Here is a 17,422-nt window from a genome sequence, read left to right on the forward strand (position 1 = left end):
ACGTGCTGCTGGCCGAGGCCGAGGTGCCGTACGACCAGGTCTTCGAGATGGAAGACATCAACAGCGAGTTCGGCCAGGCCGACGTGGTGCTGGTGCTGGGCGCCAACGACGTGGTCAACCCGGCGGCCAAGACCGACCCCAAGTCGCCGATCGCCGGGATGCCGATCCTGGAGGCGTACAAGGCCAAGACCATCATCGTCAACAAGCGCTCGATGGCCGCGGGCTACGCCGGCCTGGACAACGAGCTGTTCTACATGGACAAGACCATGATGGTGTTCGGCGACGCCAAGAAGGTGGTCGAGGACATGTTCAAGGCGGTCGAAGCATGATCCTGACGCATGACGGGAAGGCGTCTACGTCTATAACGACATCCCACGTTCTGTCTGTGCCGCGTGTGCAGGCATCTCTTATTTTGATGACTGGTGTTATTATAAATAGACAGACAACAAAGCTGCGCAGCCTGACCTGATCGCTACCGGAACGCCCCGGCTGCGGAAATCGCTAAGACTGCCCGGCGAGGATGATCGACATGAGCACGGCGTTCAGCAATTCCGGCACGAAGCGACATATCCAGCGCGTGGATTTCGGGCGCGTTTCGGTCTTCTTCGGCGAGAAGAGCGGCAAGTATCCCGACGGCAACCAGGTATTGATACGGGGCTCCGAGATCCGCGCGGCTTTCGACACGCCGCTTGTCGCGAACTACATCGGCCCCGAGTTTGACGCCACCGAGCTGGTGGTGATGGGCCATGTGCATGAGGACCATATGGCTGGATTGCATCGCCTGCCGGATGCATCGGTCCATGTGCACGAAGGCGATTTGCCGGCGGCAAGGAGCTGGGATGGCATGGTCGCCGCTTTCGGTAATGCGACGTATGCATCGGAGACCCTGCTCAGGTTTCAGCGTGAATTCTTCTATGCGCCGCGGCCCGACGCGCAAGGCTACGTGGACGGTGCGTGCTGGGACCTGGGGCAGACCGGCATTCGGGCTTTCCACCTGCCAGGGCACACCGCGGGCCATACCGTTCTCCTGGTGGAACCGGAGGGGGTGGCTTTCACGGGCGATATCGACCTGACCGGATTCGGACCCTACTATGGCGATGCAGGGTCCAGCCTGGGGGACTTCCGTCGTAGCCTGGCACGGTTGTCCGAGGTTCCGGCCAAGGTGTGGGTTACGTCCCATCATCGGGGCATCTATACCGATCGTGAGCACTTCCTGCGCGATCTCGCTGCCTATGCGGCCAAGCTGGACCAACGCGAACAGCGCCTGCTGGCCTTGCTGCGCGAATCGCCAAAGACACTGGCACAACTGGTCGACCTGCGGCTACTGTATCCGCCGGGCTTTCAAGGCTCATGGGTAGTCGATGCCGAGACCCGTACGATTTCCCGGCATCTGGCAGAACTGCTGGCGGACGGGCGGGTCGAGGTGAACGAAGACGGCGTCTACCGGGTGGGATGAGATACCCGGGGGGACCACTTCGGTAGTGGCCGCCCTTGCATCATCTCCCGATGCGGATCGCTGAAGCTGCCCGCATCGGGATTGCATCGGGTTGACGATTGCCGTCGCGCTCAGAAGTTGTGGCGGATGCCCAGCGCGACGCCGATCATGCTGTCCTTGCCGGCAGCGGGCTGATAGCCGTTGTTGAACGCGATGGACGCGGTGTCCAGGCACAGGCCGGCATTCTTTGCGTAAGCGGTGGTCAGGTACAGGTCCGTACGCTTGGAAAGGCGGTAGTCGGCGATGAACATCAACTGCCTCGGATTGCCCGCAGGCCGTAGCGCCGGCAAGGTCGAGGACCGGAACGTCTGGTAGTAGTAGTCCAGCGTCAGGCTCAGCGCAGACGTCATCTCGTAGTAGACGCCCGCCCAGTACAAGTTGTCGCGCGTCAGTGTCCGCCCCGGCGCAGTCGACATGCCCCAGCGGTATCCAGTCATGAAGATGGCTGGACCGAGGGCGTAGCTGGCTGCTGCTGCGGCCTTCTTGAATGTGCCGGTACCGGCGAAGCCGCCACTGCCGACGATGCTCGGGTTCACCTGGTCGTAGGTGACGGTGGCACTGAATGGCCCCGCCGCATAGGACGCCCGGGCGCCAAAGCCGGTATCGCGGCGAAACTGGCCGGGAACCTCGCCCGGCCCACCCAGGCGGCTCAGGTCCACGGTGCCGCTGCTCCCGCCGGTGCCAAAGCTCCAGTGGGCCCCGACGCTGACCGGACCAAAGGTGCCCGAATATTTGATGGTGTTGTCCTCGCGGTACACCGGTCCGATCTGGGCGATCACGGGCTCATACAGGCTCGACATCGCCGCTGGCGAGAAGTTGGCCAGTGCCTCCAGCATCGAGGTGTATTGGCGACCGAAGGTGATCTTGCCGTAGGTGGCGCTCTGCAGGCCGACAAACGCCTGCCGGCCAAACAGGCGACCGCCTTGCTGCATGGTGCCATCGTCTCCACCGATGCCGCTTTCCAGCACGAAGACGCTGCTCAGTCCGTTGCCGAGGTCTTCCACGCCGCGCAGGCCCCAACGCGAACCCGACAGTCCTTCGCCGTTCAGCGCGTATCGATGGGCCGAGCCGCTGCCGGCGCTCTTGAAGTTGGTGTCGAATTCCAGATTGGTATCGAGCGTACCGTACAACGTGACGGACGACTGCGCGTGCGCCGCGCCTGCGAAGACACCAAAAGCTGCCAGTGCGACAACAGGCGTCTTGCCCCAGTCGCGTGCCAGCTTGCACGGCACCGCCGTGACCACAGCCCCATCCTTGTCAGAGGCATAGCGCCTGAATGCATCCATCAACGATCTCCTTGTTTGTCAGTTGCCTGGCGGCCGCATGCAGCGCATCGGCCGCGCACTCGTCCTGAAACCTGCCGGCGATTCGCGCAAATCGTGAATTAGCATAACGATCGTAATGTTAAATAAAAAGGCCGGGTATTCCCTGCTTGGGCGGCGCCATGAGCTGGCACAGGTGTGGCTATGTGGGGGCGTGCGAACGCCGGCACACTATTTGGGTGGAACAGACTGCGCATAGGGCTTGCCCGAGCGGAGCTAGCCGGAGAGGGCCACGTGAAATCAAAACATAACGATGATTCTGTAAAATCACGCATCTGGCGGCAAACTAGGCCGGCAGCCGGTGATCGAAATGCTCAAGAGACAGAACAAGACAATGGAAAGCGACGACGATATCGAGCAGGTCTCAACCCGGGGTCGTCCGGTCGGCGATCGCGAAGCGAAGCGTAAGGAGTTGCTGCGCGCGGCATCGACGGTGATCGCACAGGAGGGCTATGCCAACGCATCGCTGCGCAAGGTGGCGAAGCATGCGGGCTACACCACCGGCGCGGTGACCTATTACTTCGCCAACAAGGAAGAGCTGGTCGTGGCGCTGATGGAAAGCGCATTCGACCGTTTCGACGCGATGCTGGAATCGGCCCGGGAAAGCGGTGACATCCTCGCCCCGTTCGAAAGCTGGATCAGGCTGACCGACCGCAGCACGCGGTTCTGGCCGGCGACATCGGAATTATTGGCGCAGGGACGACACGAGCCTGCGTTTGCGGAAGTGATCACCAGGCGCTACGCGCGCTATCGTCGCCTGCTCGCCGCCATTGTCAAGGACGCGCAGGAACGGGGGACGGTCCGCAACGATATTCCGGCGGACATCCTCACCGACCAGCTCGTTGCCATGGGGGATGGATGGATGATGATGTACCCGATCGAACCCAAGCGCTTCACGCCCAAGCGAATGCGGGCGCTCATCGATGCCCTGGCCGTGCTGATTGCGCCCGTGCCGGGCGAGCAGAAGCCTGGCGGACGGGCGGCGCGCGCGTAGTACGGGGTTACAACCGGTGCTCGCCACGCAGGGCGCGAGCGACGTCAATGGCGGCTTTGGCGCCGGTCTCGATGGCACCGTCGATGCCGCCGACTCCGATGGGCGCTATGTCCGCGCCCGCGAAATGGATGCGGCCGTGGGGCTGCCGCATCAAGGGTGCAGCCTGCGTGAGATTGCCGGGGCGGTGATGCATCCATCCGCCTTTGGAGAAGGGGTCGTTCGCCCAATCCTGGCAGACCGTGTCCAACACTTCGATGTCAGGAATGAAGTCCCGCAGGGCTTCCTGTACTGCCTCGCGGTCATTGCCGTCCAGCATCGAGGTGTCGGCACAGAAGCACACCACCAGCGTATCGCCATGGTCGCGCCGCTCGGCATGGGCGGTGTTGATGGGATGCTTGCCCGCCGGTGCATAGATCACGAAGGGCTCGATCTCGCCCTTGACCCGTACCCAGATCTTGCTGGGCATGATCGGGTTTTTTTGCTCGATCATGGCGCGCACAGGGCGCGGCAGCGCAGGCGTGACGGAAAGCTCGCTCAGCATGTTCAGAGGCAATGCCACCACGGCGCGCCGGGAGCGGATACGCTGTCCATCGCGTGTGGTCACCGTGACTTCGTGCCCGTTGTCATCGACAGCGGCCACTGGCGTCGAGAGGCGCAGTTCGGCTCTCGATTCGGCACTCATGGCGCCTATCAGGCGACCGGTGCCGCCCTCGATCGGCCAGTGCCCGGCGATTTCCTTGAACGCGCTCCAGTTGCCGAAGCAGATCGCGCACCAGAACAACAGTTGCGCGAGCCCTTGCTCGCGTTCGGAGCAGACCAGGATGGACATCGCGTTGACCAGCACGTCGCGGTCGTACGCCGAAAGTTCAAGCGCGTCAAGCCGGTCGCCGATGGTTTGCCTGTCGATCGTGCCGACGTCGGCGGCTGCCAGGTCATCCACCTGGGGAAAGTGCATCCGCGCATCGGCAAAGAAGCGTGCGACCAGCGGCGTGGCCAGTTGGTTGAGCTGTTCCCATGTTCCGGTGTGTACCACGCCGTCGGCGTACCAATAGGCCCTGGTCACCGGCATTGGTGTCGCCAGGCCGATGCCATAGCGCTTGAGTTCGCGCCACACATGCGCCTGCGTCCAGTGCACGTAGGTGCCGCCCAGATCAAGGTCCAGGCCAAGCGCCTTGCCCCACCAGGTGCGCCCGCCAATCCGGTCACGCGCTTCGAGCAGCAGCACCGAATGGCCTGCCATGCTGAGGTCCCGCGCAGCGGTCACGCCTGCGAAGCCAGCGCCGATCACGGCCACGTCGTACAGATCTGTCATGGGAATTTCCGTATTGAGTTTCAGGTGATGCGTGGGCGGGAAAGGATGGCTCCCGGCAATTGCGAGGCCGCCTCTCACGCTGCCTCATGCGCGGCGCGCCTTGCGGTTCGAGCGTTCATCGAGACCGCTTGCGACCTTCAGGGCGCCGTTGAGGGCGAGCCAGCGCAGGGGTTCCGGCAGCGTCGCGGGCGGCGCATGTTGCATCAGCATGGCAAGCAGCGGGTTGCCGAGGCCCTGGATGTCTTGCGCCAGCATGTGTCCGACCATGCCCTGTGTGCCGACGCCGTGGCCGGAGCATCCCGCCGCGTAGTAAATGTTCCGGTCTGCTCCTGTGCGGCCGATCACCGGCAGACCATCGTCGGCATAGCTGATGTAGCCGCTCCAGCAGCGCCGGATGGCGATGCCCCTCAAGGGCGGGAAGCGGTCATGCAGGGCCATCCGCAGCGCACGATACTGGTCGTGCTCGGGCACTTCGGGCGTCCGCGAGCCGAACGGGTAGCGCAGGCGCTTGGTCGTCAAGACCGGCGTGTTGCGCGCGGTCAGGCGATGGCTCTCCATGACCCAGTGCATGGTTGTAAGGCCTTCGCGGCGGCGCCATCCAAGCGCCGCCAGCTGTACCGGGGAAAGCGGTTCGGTCTCCATGGCCGAGAGCCGCAACGGCACCACCTTGTCCGCAAGCGCGCCGAGCCGGGGCGTATAGGCGTTGGTGGCCAGGATCATGACCGGCGCACTGACGCTGCCGCGAGGCGCGTGCACCTTGACGGTCGGTCCTTCGGTGAAGGAAAGCAGCGGCGTGTTCTCGTGGATCGTCACGCCCGCCCGCAGGGCCGCGCGCCGCAGTCCCAGGACGTACTTGCCGGGATCGAGGGTGCCGCCGTTCGGCACGTAACTCCCGAACAGGAACGCTGGCGGGATGCCGCGTGCGCGCATCTCGGCCTGGTCCAGGTATTCCGACGGGCATCCGAGTTCGGCGCTGATCCGCATGTCGTCGCGCAACCTGGCGTCCTGGGAGGGATCGATGCCGGCGCGGATCAATCCGGACTGGTTGTAGTCGCAGTCTATCTCGTGCTCAGCGAACTTGCCTTCGGCAAAGCTGACCCCGTCCTCGTAGAAGCGGACGATCTGCCTTGCTTTGTCATGGCCTGCCCGCTTGAGGAAGCGGTCGTACTTGAGTCCCTGCCCTCCGGCGAGATAGCCCGCGTTGCGGCTGCTCGCCCCATAGCCGCAGAATTCGCGTTCGAGCACGACCACCTTCACGCGCTGCCGGGCGAGCTCCAGCGCCGCGCATAGCCCGGCGAAGCCGGCGCCGACGATGACCACATCGGCGTTGGTGTGGCCCTCGAGCGATGGCTGCAGGTCAGCCGGCCTTTCGATCCAGCCGCCCAGCGTTCGATATGTCTTGAAGTTTTCGGTCACGTTGCCGCTTTCCTTGGTCTGGTGAGCCATGCGGGCGGGAACAACCCGCGCTTGACGCAAATGCCGTGTCAGGCAGCCATGGACGTGTCCGGGCACTGGCGCGCGCCGTTGGCGGCGCCTGAATCGTCACCGGCAACGTCCTCCAGCGAGCGGTTGGTCGTGCGGGGGCCGAACAGCGCAACGGGGATGGAGAAGACGATGTAACAGGCTGCCGCGGCTAGCATCACGCCGGTCATGCCGCCTGAGGAGAACAGGGCCGCGCCGAGCACGCCGGCGGCCGCTCCGCCAAAGCGTCCGCCAGACATCACGATCCCGCTGCCCAGTGCGCGCAGCTTCGTCGGAATCGCCTCCGGGATGTAGGTGTAGTAGGCGTTGACGACGAGCCCGGTGATGATGGCGGCAAGACCCCCCGCGGCGACCACCACCCAGCTGGTGGCCGAGATGCCGAGCACGGCCAAGGGCAATGCGCTGAGCACGGACACGACCAGGATGGTGGACTTGCGTTCATACCGGTCGAGAAACAGCATGGCGACGAAGGGCGTGGCGCCATAGGTCACGTTCCACAGGAACTGGATGTAGTACGCATGTTCCTCGGAGTACTTGAGGCTGTATACGAGCGAGTAGGCGCCCCATTGACCGAACAGGTAGTAGGCCAGGCTGGCGCCAAAGAAGCCTAGCGTGAGCACGGCTATGGTTCGCATCAAGGCCTTGTCGTTGATGAGGTCGCGTAGCGTGGGCGCTGCGGCAATCGGTTGCATGGCGGCAATTGCGGGTTCGTCGAGCGGACCGCGGCGCAGCGCGCGCGCCTCCAGCTCGCCTACGATGCGATCGGCGCGGTCGAACTGTCGGCGCGAGACACACCAGCGCACCGATTCCGGCAGGATGAAGCGTGCCAGGGGAGCAATCAGCAGGCCAATGCTGCCCCCCAGGAACAGGTTGCGCCAGGCTTCGCTACTGCTGTGAGGAAGATAGAACATCGCCAGCGCGGCAGCCCCGATGCCGGAGACCACGAACCCGAACGTCACGATGGAGACGAAGCGGCCACGTGCCTTGCCGGGAAACATCTCGGCGATATAGACGAGCAGCACCGATGTGGCGGCCTGCACGCCGATACCCGTGACGACGCGGGAGGCCAGTATGGTCTCGTAGGTCGGCGCGAACGCCGTCGCCAACGCTCCCAGCGAGTACAAGACGGTGGTCCATACCAGGACTGAGCGTCGTCCCCATTGGTCAGACAGTCTTCCTCCCACCAGCGCCCCGACGAGCATCCCAATGAAGAACGCGCTGCTGATAAAGCCGATCTGCTCGGTGCTCAGGCTGGTGTGGGCCTTGATCGTGGGGCTGGCGTAGGCAAAGATGGCGTTGTCGTAGTACTCCAGCATCAGGTTGGCCGCAAGCAGCGCGGCCCAGACATAGTGGGAAGCCATTACCGGCAGGCGGTCAAGCCGCGCAAGAATGCTGGCTGGCTTGTCCGGTCTGACGACCGCATTAGGACGGTTCATGTTTGTGTCTCCATCAGCTTTGTCGCTGTTCTTTTTTCTAGGGGATGTTGTGCCGCGACCCTGGTGTGCAAACGGGCCGCGGCTTCTGGCTGTCAGCCGGCGCCGCAACCGGCGACTGCAATCGCGCGTATCTCGACCAGGAACTCGGGGCGTGCCAGCTGGCTTACGCCCACGCCTGTCCACGAGGGATAGCGGTCGGGGAAGTACGCATCCTTGACCTTCACGAACGCCTGGATCTCGCCGCGCAGGTCGGTGTGGAAAGTCATGATTTCCACGACGTCGGCCAGGCTGGCTCCCGCGGCTTCGAGCACCGCCTTCAGGTTTTCAAACGCCAGCCGGGACTGCGCTTCCATTCCCTGGCCCACCGTGGCCGTGGCCAGGTCGAAGCCCACCTGGCCGGACACCCAGATCATGTCGCCGACCCGGGTTGCCGAAGAGAAGTGAAGCTGGTCGTAGTGCCTTGCCTGCGTGAGGCCGGGATTGATCATTTGTCGTTTCATGGATGCTGCTCCGTGCAAGGGGAGATCAGGCGAGTTGGCGGAAGACAGGCGAGCGGAACGGTTCGCCTTCATTGAGCCTGGCCATTTCTTCCCGGAAGAGCGGCCCGTTGCGGGCATAGCGCGGGTTCGACATTGGCAGGGCGCGGAACGTGGCGTCGTCACCGAAGAAGCGCAGCACCAGCGTGTGCCGGGTCGGGCAGGCGGCATCGACGGCGGCTCCTCCGTGAAGCGAACGTGGATGCAGGAACACGACATCGCCAGGGGTCACCTCCCAGGAGAGCACGTCCCAGGAATTGGGGTCTTCGGCGAGCTCCTTGTCGATCTGCGGCAAGCGGGGCAGGGTGCCGTCGCCGTACAGCGGATCGGTCGGGTCATCGGCATTCGCGAAACTGGCTCCGTCGTACTGGATGCCGAGGTGCGAGCCGCGAATGATCTCCAGCGAATTCTTCTTTGGAATGGCCTGGAAGGTAATCCACGCGTTGCCCCAATGCTTGCCGGCCCACGGCAGGTTCGCGGTGTCCTGATGCCACGGCCCGCGGCCGCTGTTGCCGCCTTCCTTGGCGAACACCTCCTCGGCGAAATACCAGACATGCTCCGAGCCCCATAACTCCTGGAACACCTTTACGAACGGCAGCGTCGTGACCAGGTCGTCAAGCTTTTGCTTAACTACCGGATTGGCGTTATCGATATGGGTCTGCAGGCTGGTGCCGTCCAGCGAGCGGAAGTGATATGGGCCCGGGTTGGCGACGTTCCACTTGAAAGCCTCGTAGCACTGGGCTAGCTGCACAGGGTCGAGGCAGTTCCTTATAAGTACGGCGCCGTCCTCGCGAAACGCCTCTCGTTGGGATTGGGCGGTGAGCATGATAAGTCTCCTTCATTCCTCGGTGATGGACGCTGGCCGGCGCGATGCATGAACAATAACTCGCAATCCGATTTAAGACAACAAGTGTTGTGTTAAAGTGGGGGCATCGGGATTCCTGGAGAATCGTCGAGTTTCCGGTCGGTGTAATTACTCACCGGCTTTGCGTGCTGGTCGCAGATGGGGTAGTTGAATGTCCCCCCGGGCCGTGTGCACCGGGGTCGTGGAAGGTGCTGTGCGCCGCCGGCCCATGGCCGCCGTCATGAAAAGCGTGAGGAGTGCAAAGTGTGGGGACGGGCGCGACGCCCGCGATCGACTAAGGCTCAGTCAAGGCCATCGACAACGTAGGGGTGTCCCGAATCATCAGCCTGACGCCGGGGGGTGAAAGCTACCTGGTGGAAGGCGCCGCATCCTCGCCGAGATGGAAGCGCTGGAACGCGTCGCGTCCATTGTCTGTATCAACAAGCACGGCTGAGAAGGCCAGCACCAACACTGCTAGGCCGATGGCGCGGCAGGCGTGATGACGGCCGTAGGGAAGAGGCCGGGACTCCGTGTGCGGTAAGTTTCTTTTCGTGCGCATTTTACCGTTGCCGATCGGCAAACATGCGCATTGCACCTGGCGCATAAGCCTGCAGTATCATCGCTTTATCAACGCGCCATGGAGTACGGCATGCAGTTTCTCTGGCCGCAATTGCTCTGGCTGTTGTGCTTTCTCCCTTTGCTAGCAGGTGCCTACGGCTACCTGATAGCACGACGCAAGAAAGCTGCTCTGTTGTATGCCAGTCTTGCTCTGCCGCGCGCAGCGTTGGGGCACAGCCTACGCCTTCGGCGTCACATCCCGCCGCTGCTTTTTCTCTTGGCTTTGGGCGCGGCCCTTCTGGCGTGCGCCCGTCCTGCCGCGACCATCACCCTGCCGTCAGACATCATCACAGTGGTACTGGCTGTCGATACCTCCCTCAGCATGAATTCAACCGACGTGGCGCCCAGTCGGATCAGTGCCGCGCAGCAGGCCGCACGAGATCTGGTCATCGGACTGCCTGCAAGCGTGCGCCTGGGCATTGTCTCGTTTGCTGCCACGGCCACCGTAGTGCAGCCTCCAACCGACAACCGTCAGGATATGCTCGATGCGATCGATCGCTTCCAACTCCAACACGGCACGGCGACAGGCAGCGGACTGATCCAGGCCCTGGCGGTATTGTTTCCCGACGATGATGGCATCGACCTCGAAGCTATCCTTTTCCGCGGCGAGACCTTGGCTCCGGGACCTGGTGGAAGAACACAGTCCGAAGCTGCTGCGGCGGACGCCGTTCGCAAGCGCGAACTGGAACAGCCACCGACGATGCCCGGCTCTTATCGGCACGGAGTGGTAATCCTGCTCAGCGATGGTCGCCGGACCACTGGGCCAGATCCGCTAGACGCCGCGCGCATGGCTGCCCAGCGTGGGGTTCGCGTCTATACCGTAGGCTACGGTACCCCGCACGGCCAAGCAGAGTCGAGCCAGTCCTCCTTCACACAACTGGATGAGCCGACTTTGCTCGCGGTCGCGACGCTGACTGCTGGCGAGTACTTCCTGGCCGGCTCGGCCGCGGATCTGACACGGGTATATCGGCAGCTTAGCGCCCGTTTCGCGCTCGAACGCAGGGAGACCGAAATCAGTTCTTTGCTGGCCGGGACCTCAGTTGTGCTGCTGATCGCTGCTTGTAGCCTGTCATTGCTGTGGTTCCGACGGTGACCATAACGAAAGTCAGTCGTCGCACGTATTTTTGAAGCGGGTAGGGGAGCGAAGGGAGGCGGTAAACACTGTATTGCTGCTGCCCTTCGCTTTGTCACAAAGCTTCCGTTCAACGAGCAAAGCCCAGCTCGATCGCAGTCGGACCGACCCCGCCCCTCAACTCTCAGGATCATCCCCAAACTCGCGGAGTTCCTGCGAGCAGCGGCAAGCTTTGGCGATCTTCGCAGCCCACACGATGGCGGCTTCGCGCGATGGCAGCTGCAGGACACAAAAGCCCCCGTCGAACTCCTTTGTCTGGGGATAGGTCCCGCTTGTGACCGTGCCGTCTGCGGCGACCATGAGCGGTGCGACATCCGCGTTGATACCGCCACCGAACACGTACACGCCTGCAGCCTTCGCCTCGCGTATGACCTCGCGCGCAGCTTCACCCACGGCGGCGAGCTCCTCGGCGGGAACTTTCATCGCCGTTGCGGGAAAGGAGATCAGGTATTTCGTCATCGTTCTGTCCTCCGGTTGAGGTCGGTGATGGTTGTAAGACCTTACGGGTGATGGAGCGGTTTGTCACGCGCCCCGGTACGGATGATCGCACGCTCCTGGGAATGGCATGACCGTCATCGCCCCCCCACGCCTCCTCGCCAACAAGCCACTAAACTCCTTCCCCAAAAACTCCGCCGCATGCTCCAGCAAATAAGCCCGGCAACTTTCCCCCGCCGGCGATAACCGCTTGCTCGCCATATGCGCGACATGCCAGATGCGCTCGATCGGCGTGCCGGTCACGTCCAGCAGCGCGATTTCGCCGGTGCGCAGCTCCAGCGCCATGGTGTGCAGAGACAGCAGGCTGATACCCATGCCGGCCATCACCGCCTGCTTGATGGTCTCGTTGCTGCCGAGGGTGATCACCTTGGCCGGCGTGAACAGGTGGTCGCGGAACATGTATTCGGCGACGGTACGGGTGCCTGAGCCGGGTTCTCGCAGCAGGAAGGTTTCGTGCCTCAGTTCCTGCAAATCGAATTGCGCGGCGTCGTGCAGCGGGTGCCGCGGCGAGGCCACCAGTACGTGCGGATGCGCGGCGATGGGTTCGGAGACGGCGTCCAGCTCGCGCGGCGGGCGGCCCATCAGGGCGAGGTCGATGGCGTTGTCCTGCAGCAGCTGCAGCAGGGTTTCGCGATTGCCTTCGGCGATGCGCAGCTCCACGCCCGGGTGCAGCGCGGTGAAGCCGGCCAGCAGCTTGGGCGCAAAGTACTTTGCGGTGCTGATCAGGCCGATCGTGATGGAGCCACGGTCGACGTCCTTGACTGCCTGCAGTCCTTCCTCGGCATCCTTGACCTCGCCCAGGATGCGCAGCGCATGGTGCAGCAGGCGGTCGCCGGGTTCGGTCAGCGTCAGTTGCCGGCCGACGCGTTCGAACAGCGCCAGCCCCACCACGGATTCCAGTTGCTTGACCTGCATCGACACCGCGGGCTGGGTCAGGTGCAGCTCTTCGGCCGCGCGCACGAAGCTGGCGTGCCTGGCCACGGTGACGAAGATCTGCAGCTGGCGAAGGGTGAGGGCGCGCAGGAAGGACATGGGCAGTGGGGGCGGCTTTTGGACGGTCCCATGATGTGCTGTCTGGGTCGCACTTAAGGGATAGCTTATGCAGTGACTAAGAATATCTGAATTTACCTTATAGAGGGGCGCTTATATCTTTGCATCAACGCAGCAGCCACGAACGCTCAACCACGCAAGGAGACAAGCATGAACGCACCCGAACCGGTCCAGGCCAAGCCGCGCAAGCGCTATGACGCCGGCGCATGAAGTACAAGGAAATGGGGTACTGGGACGCGGACTACGAGCCCAAGGACACCGACCTGCTGGCGCTGTTCCGCATCACGCCGCAGGATGGCGTGGACCCGGTCGAGGCCGCCGCCGCGGTGGCCGGCGAATCCTCCACCGCCACCTGGACGGTGGTGTGGACCGATCGCCTGACCGCGTGCGACATGTACCGCGCCAAGGCCTACCGGGTCGATCCGGTGCCGAACAACCCGGAGCAGTTCTTCTGCTACGTGGCCTATGACCTGTCGCTGTTCGAGGAGGGCTCGATCGCCAACCTGACCGCCTCGATCATCGGCAATGTGTTCAGCTTCAAGCCGATCAAGGCGGCGCGGCTGGAAGACATGCGCTTCCCGGTGGCCTATGTGAAGACCTTCGCCGGCCCGTCGACCGGCATCATCGTCGAGCGCGAGCGCCTGGACAAGTTCGGCCGCCCGTTGCTGGGCGCCACCACCAAGCCCAAGCTCGGCCTGTCGGGCCGCAACTATGGCCGCGTGGTGTACGAAGGCCTGAAGGGCGGGCTGGACTTCATGAAGGACGACGAGAACATCAACTCGCAGCCCTTCATGCACTGGCGCGACCGCTTCCTGTTCGTGATGGATGCGGTCAACAAGGCTTCGGCCGCCACCGGCGAGGTCAAGGGCAGCTACCTCAACGTGACCGCCGGCACCATGGAAGAGATGTACCGGCGCGCGGAGTTCGCCAAGTCGCTGGGCTCGGTCATCATCATGGTCGACCTGATCGTGGGCTGGACCTGCATCCAGTCGATGAGCAACTGGTGCCGCCAGAACGACATGATCCTGCACCTGCACCGCGCGGGCCACGGCACCTACACGCGCCAGAAGAACCACGGCGTGTCGTTCCGCGTGATCGCCAAGTGGCTGCGCCTGGCCGGCGTGGACCACATGCACACCGGCACCGCGGTGGGCAAGCTGGAAGGGGATCCGCTGACCGTGCAGGGCTATTACAACGTCTGCCGCGATGCATACACCCACACCGACCTGACCCGCGGGCTGTTCTTCGACCAGGACTGGGCCTCGCTGCGCAAGGTGATGCCGGTGGCCTCGGGCGGCATCCACGCCGGCCAGATGCACCAGCTGATCAGCCTGTTCGGCGACGACGTGGTGCTGCAGTTCGGCGGCGGCACCATCGGCCACCCGCAAGGCATCCAGGCCGGCGCCACCGCCAACCGGGTCGCGCTGGAGGCAATGGTGCTGGCGCGCAACGAGGGGCGCGACATCCTCAACGAAGGGCCGGAGATCCTGCGCGATGCCGCGCGCTGGTGCGGGCCGCTGCGCGCCGCGCTGGACACCTGGGGCGACATCACCTTCAACTACACGCCGACCGATACCTCGGACTTCGTGCCCACCGCCTCGGTGGCCTGACCCTGGCTGGATGCCACCACCGCGAACACCACAGAACGAGAGGACATCATGCGTATCACCCAAGGCACCTTTTCTTTCCTGCCCGAACTGACCGACGAGCAGATCACCAAGCAGCTCGAATACTGCCTGAACAAGGGCTGGGCTGTCGGCATCGAATACACCGACGACCCGCATCCGCGCAACACCTACTGGGAGATGTTCGGGCTGCCGATGTTCGACCTGCGCGATGCCGCCGGCATCCTGCTGGAGATCAACAACGCGCGCAACACCTTTCCCAACCACTACATCCGCGTCACGGCCTTCGACTCGACGCATACGGTGGAATCGGTGGTGATGTCGTTCATCGTCAATCGTCCCGCCGACGAGCCGGGCTTCCGCCTGGTGCGGCAGGAAGAGCCCGGCCGCACGCTGCGCTACTCGATCGAGAGCTACGCCGTGCAGGCCCGGCCCGAGGGCAGCCGCTACTGAGCGGCCCCGGCTGAGCCGCGCAGCGCCGCCACGGCGCTGCCGCCAGTGATTTCCTGACGCTGCACGCCCGCGGCCGCGCGGCCTGATCGCCGCGCGCCGGGGGGACGCTTCGCCTCGAATTCCGCGAACCGATTGATCGATTGACTCTCAGGGAGCCGTCATGTCCGCACCCGAAACCACTGCGCCGCTGCAGTCGACTGGCGTTTTGCCCCCAGCGGCGCCCGCAGCCGTGCCGGGATCTCTCGCCGAATCGCTGGCCAGCTCGGGCATCACCGAACTGCTGGCCCAGCTCGACCGCGAGCTGATCGGGCTGAAGCCGGTGAAAGCGCGCATCCGCGATATCGCCGCCTTGCTGCTGGTGGACAAGCTGCGCGCCGCGCGCGGCTTCAGCGCGGGTGCGCCCAGCCTGCACATGTGCTTCACCGGCAATCCCGGCACCGGCAAGACCACCGTGGCCATGCGCATGGCGCAGATCCTGCACCAGCTGGGCTACGTGCGGCGCGGCCACCTGGTGGCGGTGACCCGCGACGACCTGGTCGGCCAGTACATCGGCCATACCGCGCCCAAGACCAAGGAGATCCTGAAGAAGGCCATGGGCGGGGTGCTCTTCATCGACGAGGCCTACTACCTCTACCGCCCGGAGAACGAGCGCGACTATGGCCAGGAGGCGATCGAGATCCTGCTGCAGGTGATGGAGAACCACCGCGAAGACCTGGTGGTGATCCTGGCCGGCTACAAGGACCGCATGGACCGCTTCTTCGAGTCCAACCCGGGCATGTCGTCGCGCGTTGCGCACCATATCGACTTTCCCGACTACCAGCTCGACGAGCTGCGCCGCATCGCCGAGCTGATGCTGGACGAGATGCAGTACCAGTTCGACGACGACAGCCGGGCCGTGTTTGCCGACTACCTGGCCCGCCGCATGGCGCAACCGCATTTCGCCAACGCCCGCAGCGTGCGCAATGCGCTGGACCGCGCGCGGCTGCGCCATGCCTCGCGCCTGCTGGGCCAGCCCGGCATCGCGGTGGACGACCGTGCCCTCACCACCATCACCGCCGCGGACCTGCTTGCCAGCCGCGTGTTTGCGCAGGCTGCGGCCGCGGAGTAGACCATGAAAGCCCTGATCTTCGATGTCGACGGCACCCTTGCCGATACCGAGAGCGCGCACCTGCGGGCCTTCAATGCCGCCTTTGCCGAAGTCGGCCTGGACTGGTGCTGGGACGAAGCCCTCTACACGCGCCTGCTCAGGGTGGCAGGGGGCAAGGAGCGGCTGCTGCACTACTGGCGCATGGTCGACCCGGAAGAGGCGCGCGGCTGCAAGGTCGGGGAAACGATCGACGCGGTGCATGCCGTCAAGACCCGCCACTACGCCGAACTGGTCGGCAGCGGCCAGCTGCCGCTGCGCCCGGGGATTGCGCGGCTGATCGACGAGGCCGGCCGCGCCGGCGTGCCCATCGCCATTGCCACCACCACCACGCCGGCCAACCTGGACGTGCTGCTGCGCACGCCGCTGGGTGCGGACTGGCGCGCACGCTTCGCCGCCATCTGCGATGCCGGCACGACCGCGGTCAAGAAGCCCGCGCCGGACGTCTACCTGGCCGTACTCGAGCGGCTTGGCCTGGAAGCGGCTGAGTGCCTGGCGATCGAGGACTCGGAAAACGGGCTGCGCGCTGCGCAGGCGGCTGGCATTGCCACCGTGGTCACGCCCACGGCCTACACCGGCCACGACCGTTTCGACGGCGCGCTGCTGGTGCTGCCGCACCTGGGCGATCCGGCGCAGCCACTTGCGCCGCTGCCGGGAGCGGCGCACCGCTGGGCCGACCTGGCCGCGCTGCGCGCCTGGCATCGCGGCACCCTGTTCGAGGCAGCCTGACATGACCGCCACCCACCAGCAAGCCAGCGGCCCGCGCGCGGTCCGCCTGGCCCCGTCGATCCTGTCGGCCGACTTCGCGCGGCTGGGCGAAGAGGTGTGCGCGGTCGAGGCCGGCGGCGCGGACCTGATCCACTTCGACGTGATGGACAACCACTACGTGCCCAACCTGACCATCGGGCCGATGGTGTGCGAGGCGATCCGCCCGCTGGTCTCGGTTCCCATCGACGTGCACCTGATGGTGGAGCCGGTGGACGCGCTGATCCCGCTGTTTGCCCGGGCCGGCGCGGGGATCATCAGTTTCCATCCGGAGGCGAGCCGCCATGTGGACCGCACCATCGCGCTGATCCGCGACCACGGCTGCAGGGCCGGGCTGGTGCTCAACCCGGCCACGCCACTGGGCTGGCTGGACCACACGCTGGCGCAGCTCGACCTGGTGCTGCTGATGAGCGTGAACCCGGGCTTCGGCGGCCAGGCCTTCATCCCCGGCGTGCTCGACAAGGTGCGCCAGGTGCGCGCACGCATCGACCGGCAGCAGGCGGCCGGCGGGCGCGAGGTCTGGCTGGAGGTCGATGGCGGCGTCAAGGCCGACAACATCGGCGCGATTGCGCGCGCGGGCGCCGACACCTACGTCGCCGGCAGCGCTGTCTTCGGCGCGCCGGACGTCGATGGCGGCTACGCGGGCATCCTGCGGCGCCTGCGCGAGGCCGCCGCCACGTAGCGGGCATGCCGCCCCCCACAAGAACACATAGCCAATC

16 protein-coding genes and 1 pseudogene are annotated in these 17,422 nt (G+C 64.6%); 9 read left to right on the forward strand and 8 right to left on the reverse strand.

The genetic code is table 11. The features are described from left to right. The coding region (locus tag AC3FMM_RS10290; protein WP_488686550.1) for an NAD(P)(+) transhydrogenase (Re/Si-specific) subunit beta at positions 1–329 on the forward strand (329 nt) is incomplete at its 5' end. Positions 330–529: 200 nt separating this feature from the next. Next, entirely contained in the window at positions 530–1,456 is a 927-nt protein-coding gene (locus AC3FMM_RS10295) for an MBL fold metallo-hydrolase (RefSeq protein WP_488686551.1), read from the forward strand. Between the two features lie 110 nt (positions 1,457–1,566). Here the strand turns inward: AC3FMM_RS10295 and AC3FMM_RS10300 are convergent, their stop codons facing one another. Next, on the reverse strand, positions 1,567–2,781 hold the full coding sequence (locus AC3FMM_RS10300) for a porin (RefSeq protein WP_473703745.1): 1,215 nt from the start codon (positions 2,779–2,781) through the stop codon (positions 1,567–1,569). Positions 2,782–3,127: 346 nt separating this feature from the next. Here AC3FMM_RS10300 and AC3FMM_RS10305 point away from each other — a divergent pair, with 346 nt between their 5' ends. Continuing rightward, entirely contained in the window at positions 3,128–3,811 is a 684-nt protein-coding gene (locus tag AC3FMM_RS10305; protein ID WP_326348774.1) for a TetR/AcrR family transcriptional regulator, read from the forward strand. 7 nt (positions 3,812–3,818) lie between these two features. Here AC3FMM_RS10305 and AC3FMM_RS10310 read toward each other — a convergent pair whose 3' ends face one another. From AC3FMM_RS10310 to AC3FMM_RS10330, 5 genes are all read right to left on the reverse strand, one after another. Further along, positions 3,819–5,123, reverse strand: coding sequence for a flavin monoamine oxidase family protein (locus tag AC3FMM_RS10310; RefSeq protein ID WP_488686552.1), 1,305 nt, complete (start codon positions 5,121–5,123; stop codon positions 3,819–3,821). Positions 5,124–5,207: 84 nt separating this feature from the next. Continuing rightward, positions 5,208–6,569: an NAD(P)/FAD-dependent oxidoreductase gene (locus AC3FMM_RS10315; RefSeq protein WP_488686553.1), complete on the reverse strand. Its 1,362-nt coding sequence runs from the start codon at positions 6,567–6,569 to the stop codon at positions 5,208–5,210. Positions 6,570–6,607: 38 nt separating this feature from the next. After that, positions 6,608–8,041, reverse strand: a complete 1,434-nt coding sequence (locus tag AC3FMM_RS10320; protein WP_252666005.1) for an MFS transporter — start codon at positions 8,039–8,041, stop codon at positions 6,608–6,610. Between the two features lie 92 nt (positions 8,042–8,133). After that, positions 8,134–8,541 carry a RidA family protein gene (locus AC3FMM_RS10325; protein WP_414249592.1) on the reverse strand — a complete coding sequence of 136 codons (408 nt, stop codon included), beginning with the start codon at positions 8,539–8,541 and terminating at the stop codon, positions 8,134–8,136. Between the two features lie 25 nt (positions 8,542–8,566). Continuing rightward, on the reverse strand, positions 8,567–9,403 hold the full coding sequence (locus AC3FMM_RS10330) for a phytanoyl-CoA dioxygenase family protein (RefSeq protein WP_488686554.1): 837 nt from the start codon (positions 9,401–9,403) through the stop codon (positions 8,567–8,569). 667 nt (positions 9,404–10,070) lie between these two features. Here AC3FMM_RS10330 and AC3FMM_RS10335 point away from each other — a divergent pair. Continuing rightward, complete coding sequence (locus AC3FMM_RS10335) at positions 10,071–11,132, forward strand: VWA domain-containing protein (protein ID WP_488686555.1); 1,062 nt, start codon at positions 10,071–10,073, stop codon at positions 11,130–11,132. A 156-nt stretch (positions 11,133–11,288) separates the two neighbouring features. On the opposite strand, the gene AC3FMM_RS10340 is transcribed toward AC3FMM_RS10335, so the two are convergent. Beyond that, positions 11,289–11,630 carry a YciI family protein gene (locus AC3FMM_RS10340; RefSeq protein WP_172581841.1) on the reverse strand — a complete coding sequence of 114 codons (342 nt, stop codon included), beginning with the start codon at positions 11,628–11,630 and terminating at the stop codon, positions 11,289–11,291. Between the two features lie 63 nt (positions 11,631–11,693). Continuing rightward, positions 11,694–12,698 carry a LysR family transcriptional regulator gene (locus AC3FMM_RS10345; RefSeq protein WP_115713664.1) on the reverse strand — a complete coding sequence of 335 codons (1,005 nt, stop codon included), beginning with the start codon at positions 12,696–12,698 and terminating at the stop codon, positions 11,694–11,696. 168 nt (positions 12,699–12,866) lie between these two features. Here AC3FMM_RS10345 and AC3FMM_RS10350 point away from each other — a divergent pair. The 5 genes and pseudogenes from AC3FMM_RS10350 to rpe all read left to right on the forward strand — a co-directional run bounded on the left by AC3FMM_RS10350 (position 12,867) and on the right by rpe (position 17,385). Continuing rightward, a pseudogene (locus tag AC3FMM_RS10350) lies at positions 12,867–14,326 on the forward strand (form I ribulose bisphosphate carboxylase large subunit). A 48-nt stretch (positions 14,327–14,374) separates the two neighbouring features. Further along, complete coding sequence (locus tag AC3FMM_RS10355; protein ID WP_012356507.1) at positions 14,375–14,794, forward strand: ribulose bisphosphate carboxylase small subunit; 420 nt, start codon at positions 14,375–14,377, stop codon at positions 14,792–14,794. Between the two features lie 160 nt (positions 14,795–14,954). Beyond that, the gene (gene cbbX / locus AC3FMM_RS10360) at positions 14,955–15,902 is read left to right on the forward strand and encodes a CbbX protein (protein ID WP_172581840.1); all 948 of its coding nucleotides are present in this window, start codon (positions 14,955–14,957) and stop codon (positions 15,900–15,902) included. 3 nt (positions 15,903–15,905) lie between these two features. After that, the gene (locus AC3FMM_RS10365; protein ID WP_115713662.1) at positions 15,906–16,667 is read left to right on the forward strand and encodes an HAD family hydrolase; all 762 of its coding nucleotides are present in this window, start codon (positions 15,906–15,908) and stop codon (positions 16,665–16,667) included. Position 16,668: 1 nt separating this feature from the next. Further along, positions 16,669–17,385, forward strand: coding sequence for a ribulose-phosphate 3-epimerase (rpe, locus tag AC3FMM_RS10370; RefSeq protein WP_116314146.1), 717 nt, complete (start codon positions 16,669–16,671; stop codon positions 17,383–17,385). The last annotated feature ends 37 nt before the right edge of the window (positions 17,386–17,422 follow it).

Source organism: Cupriavidus sp. 207A1 (assembly GCF_057798955.1).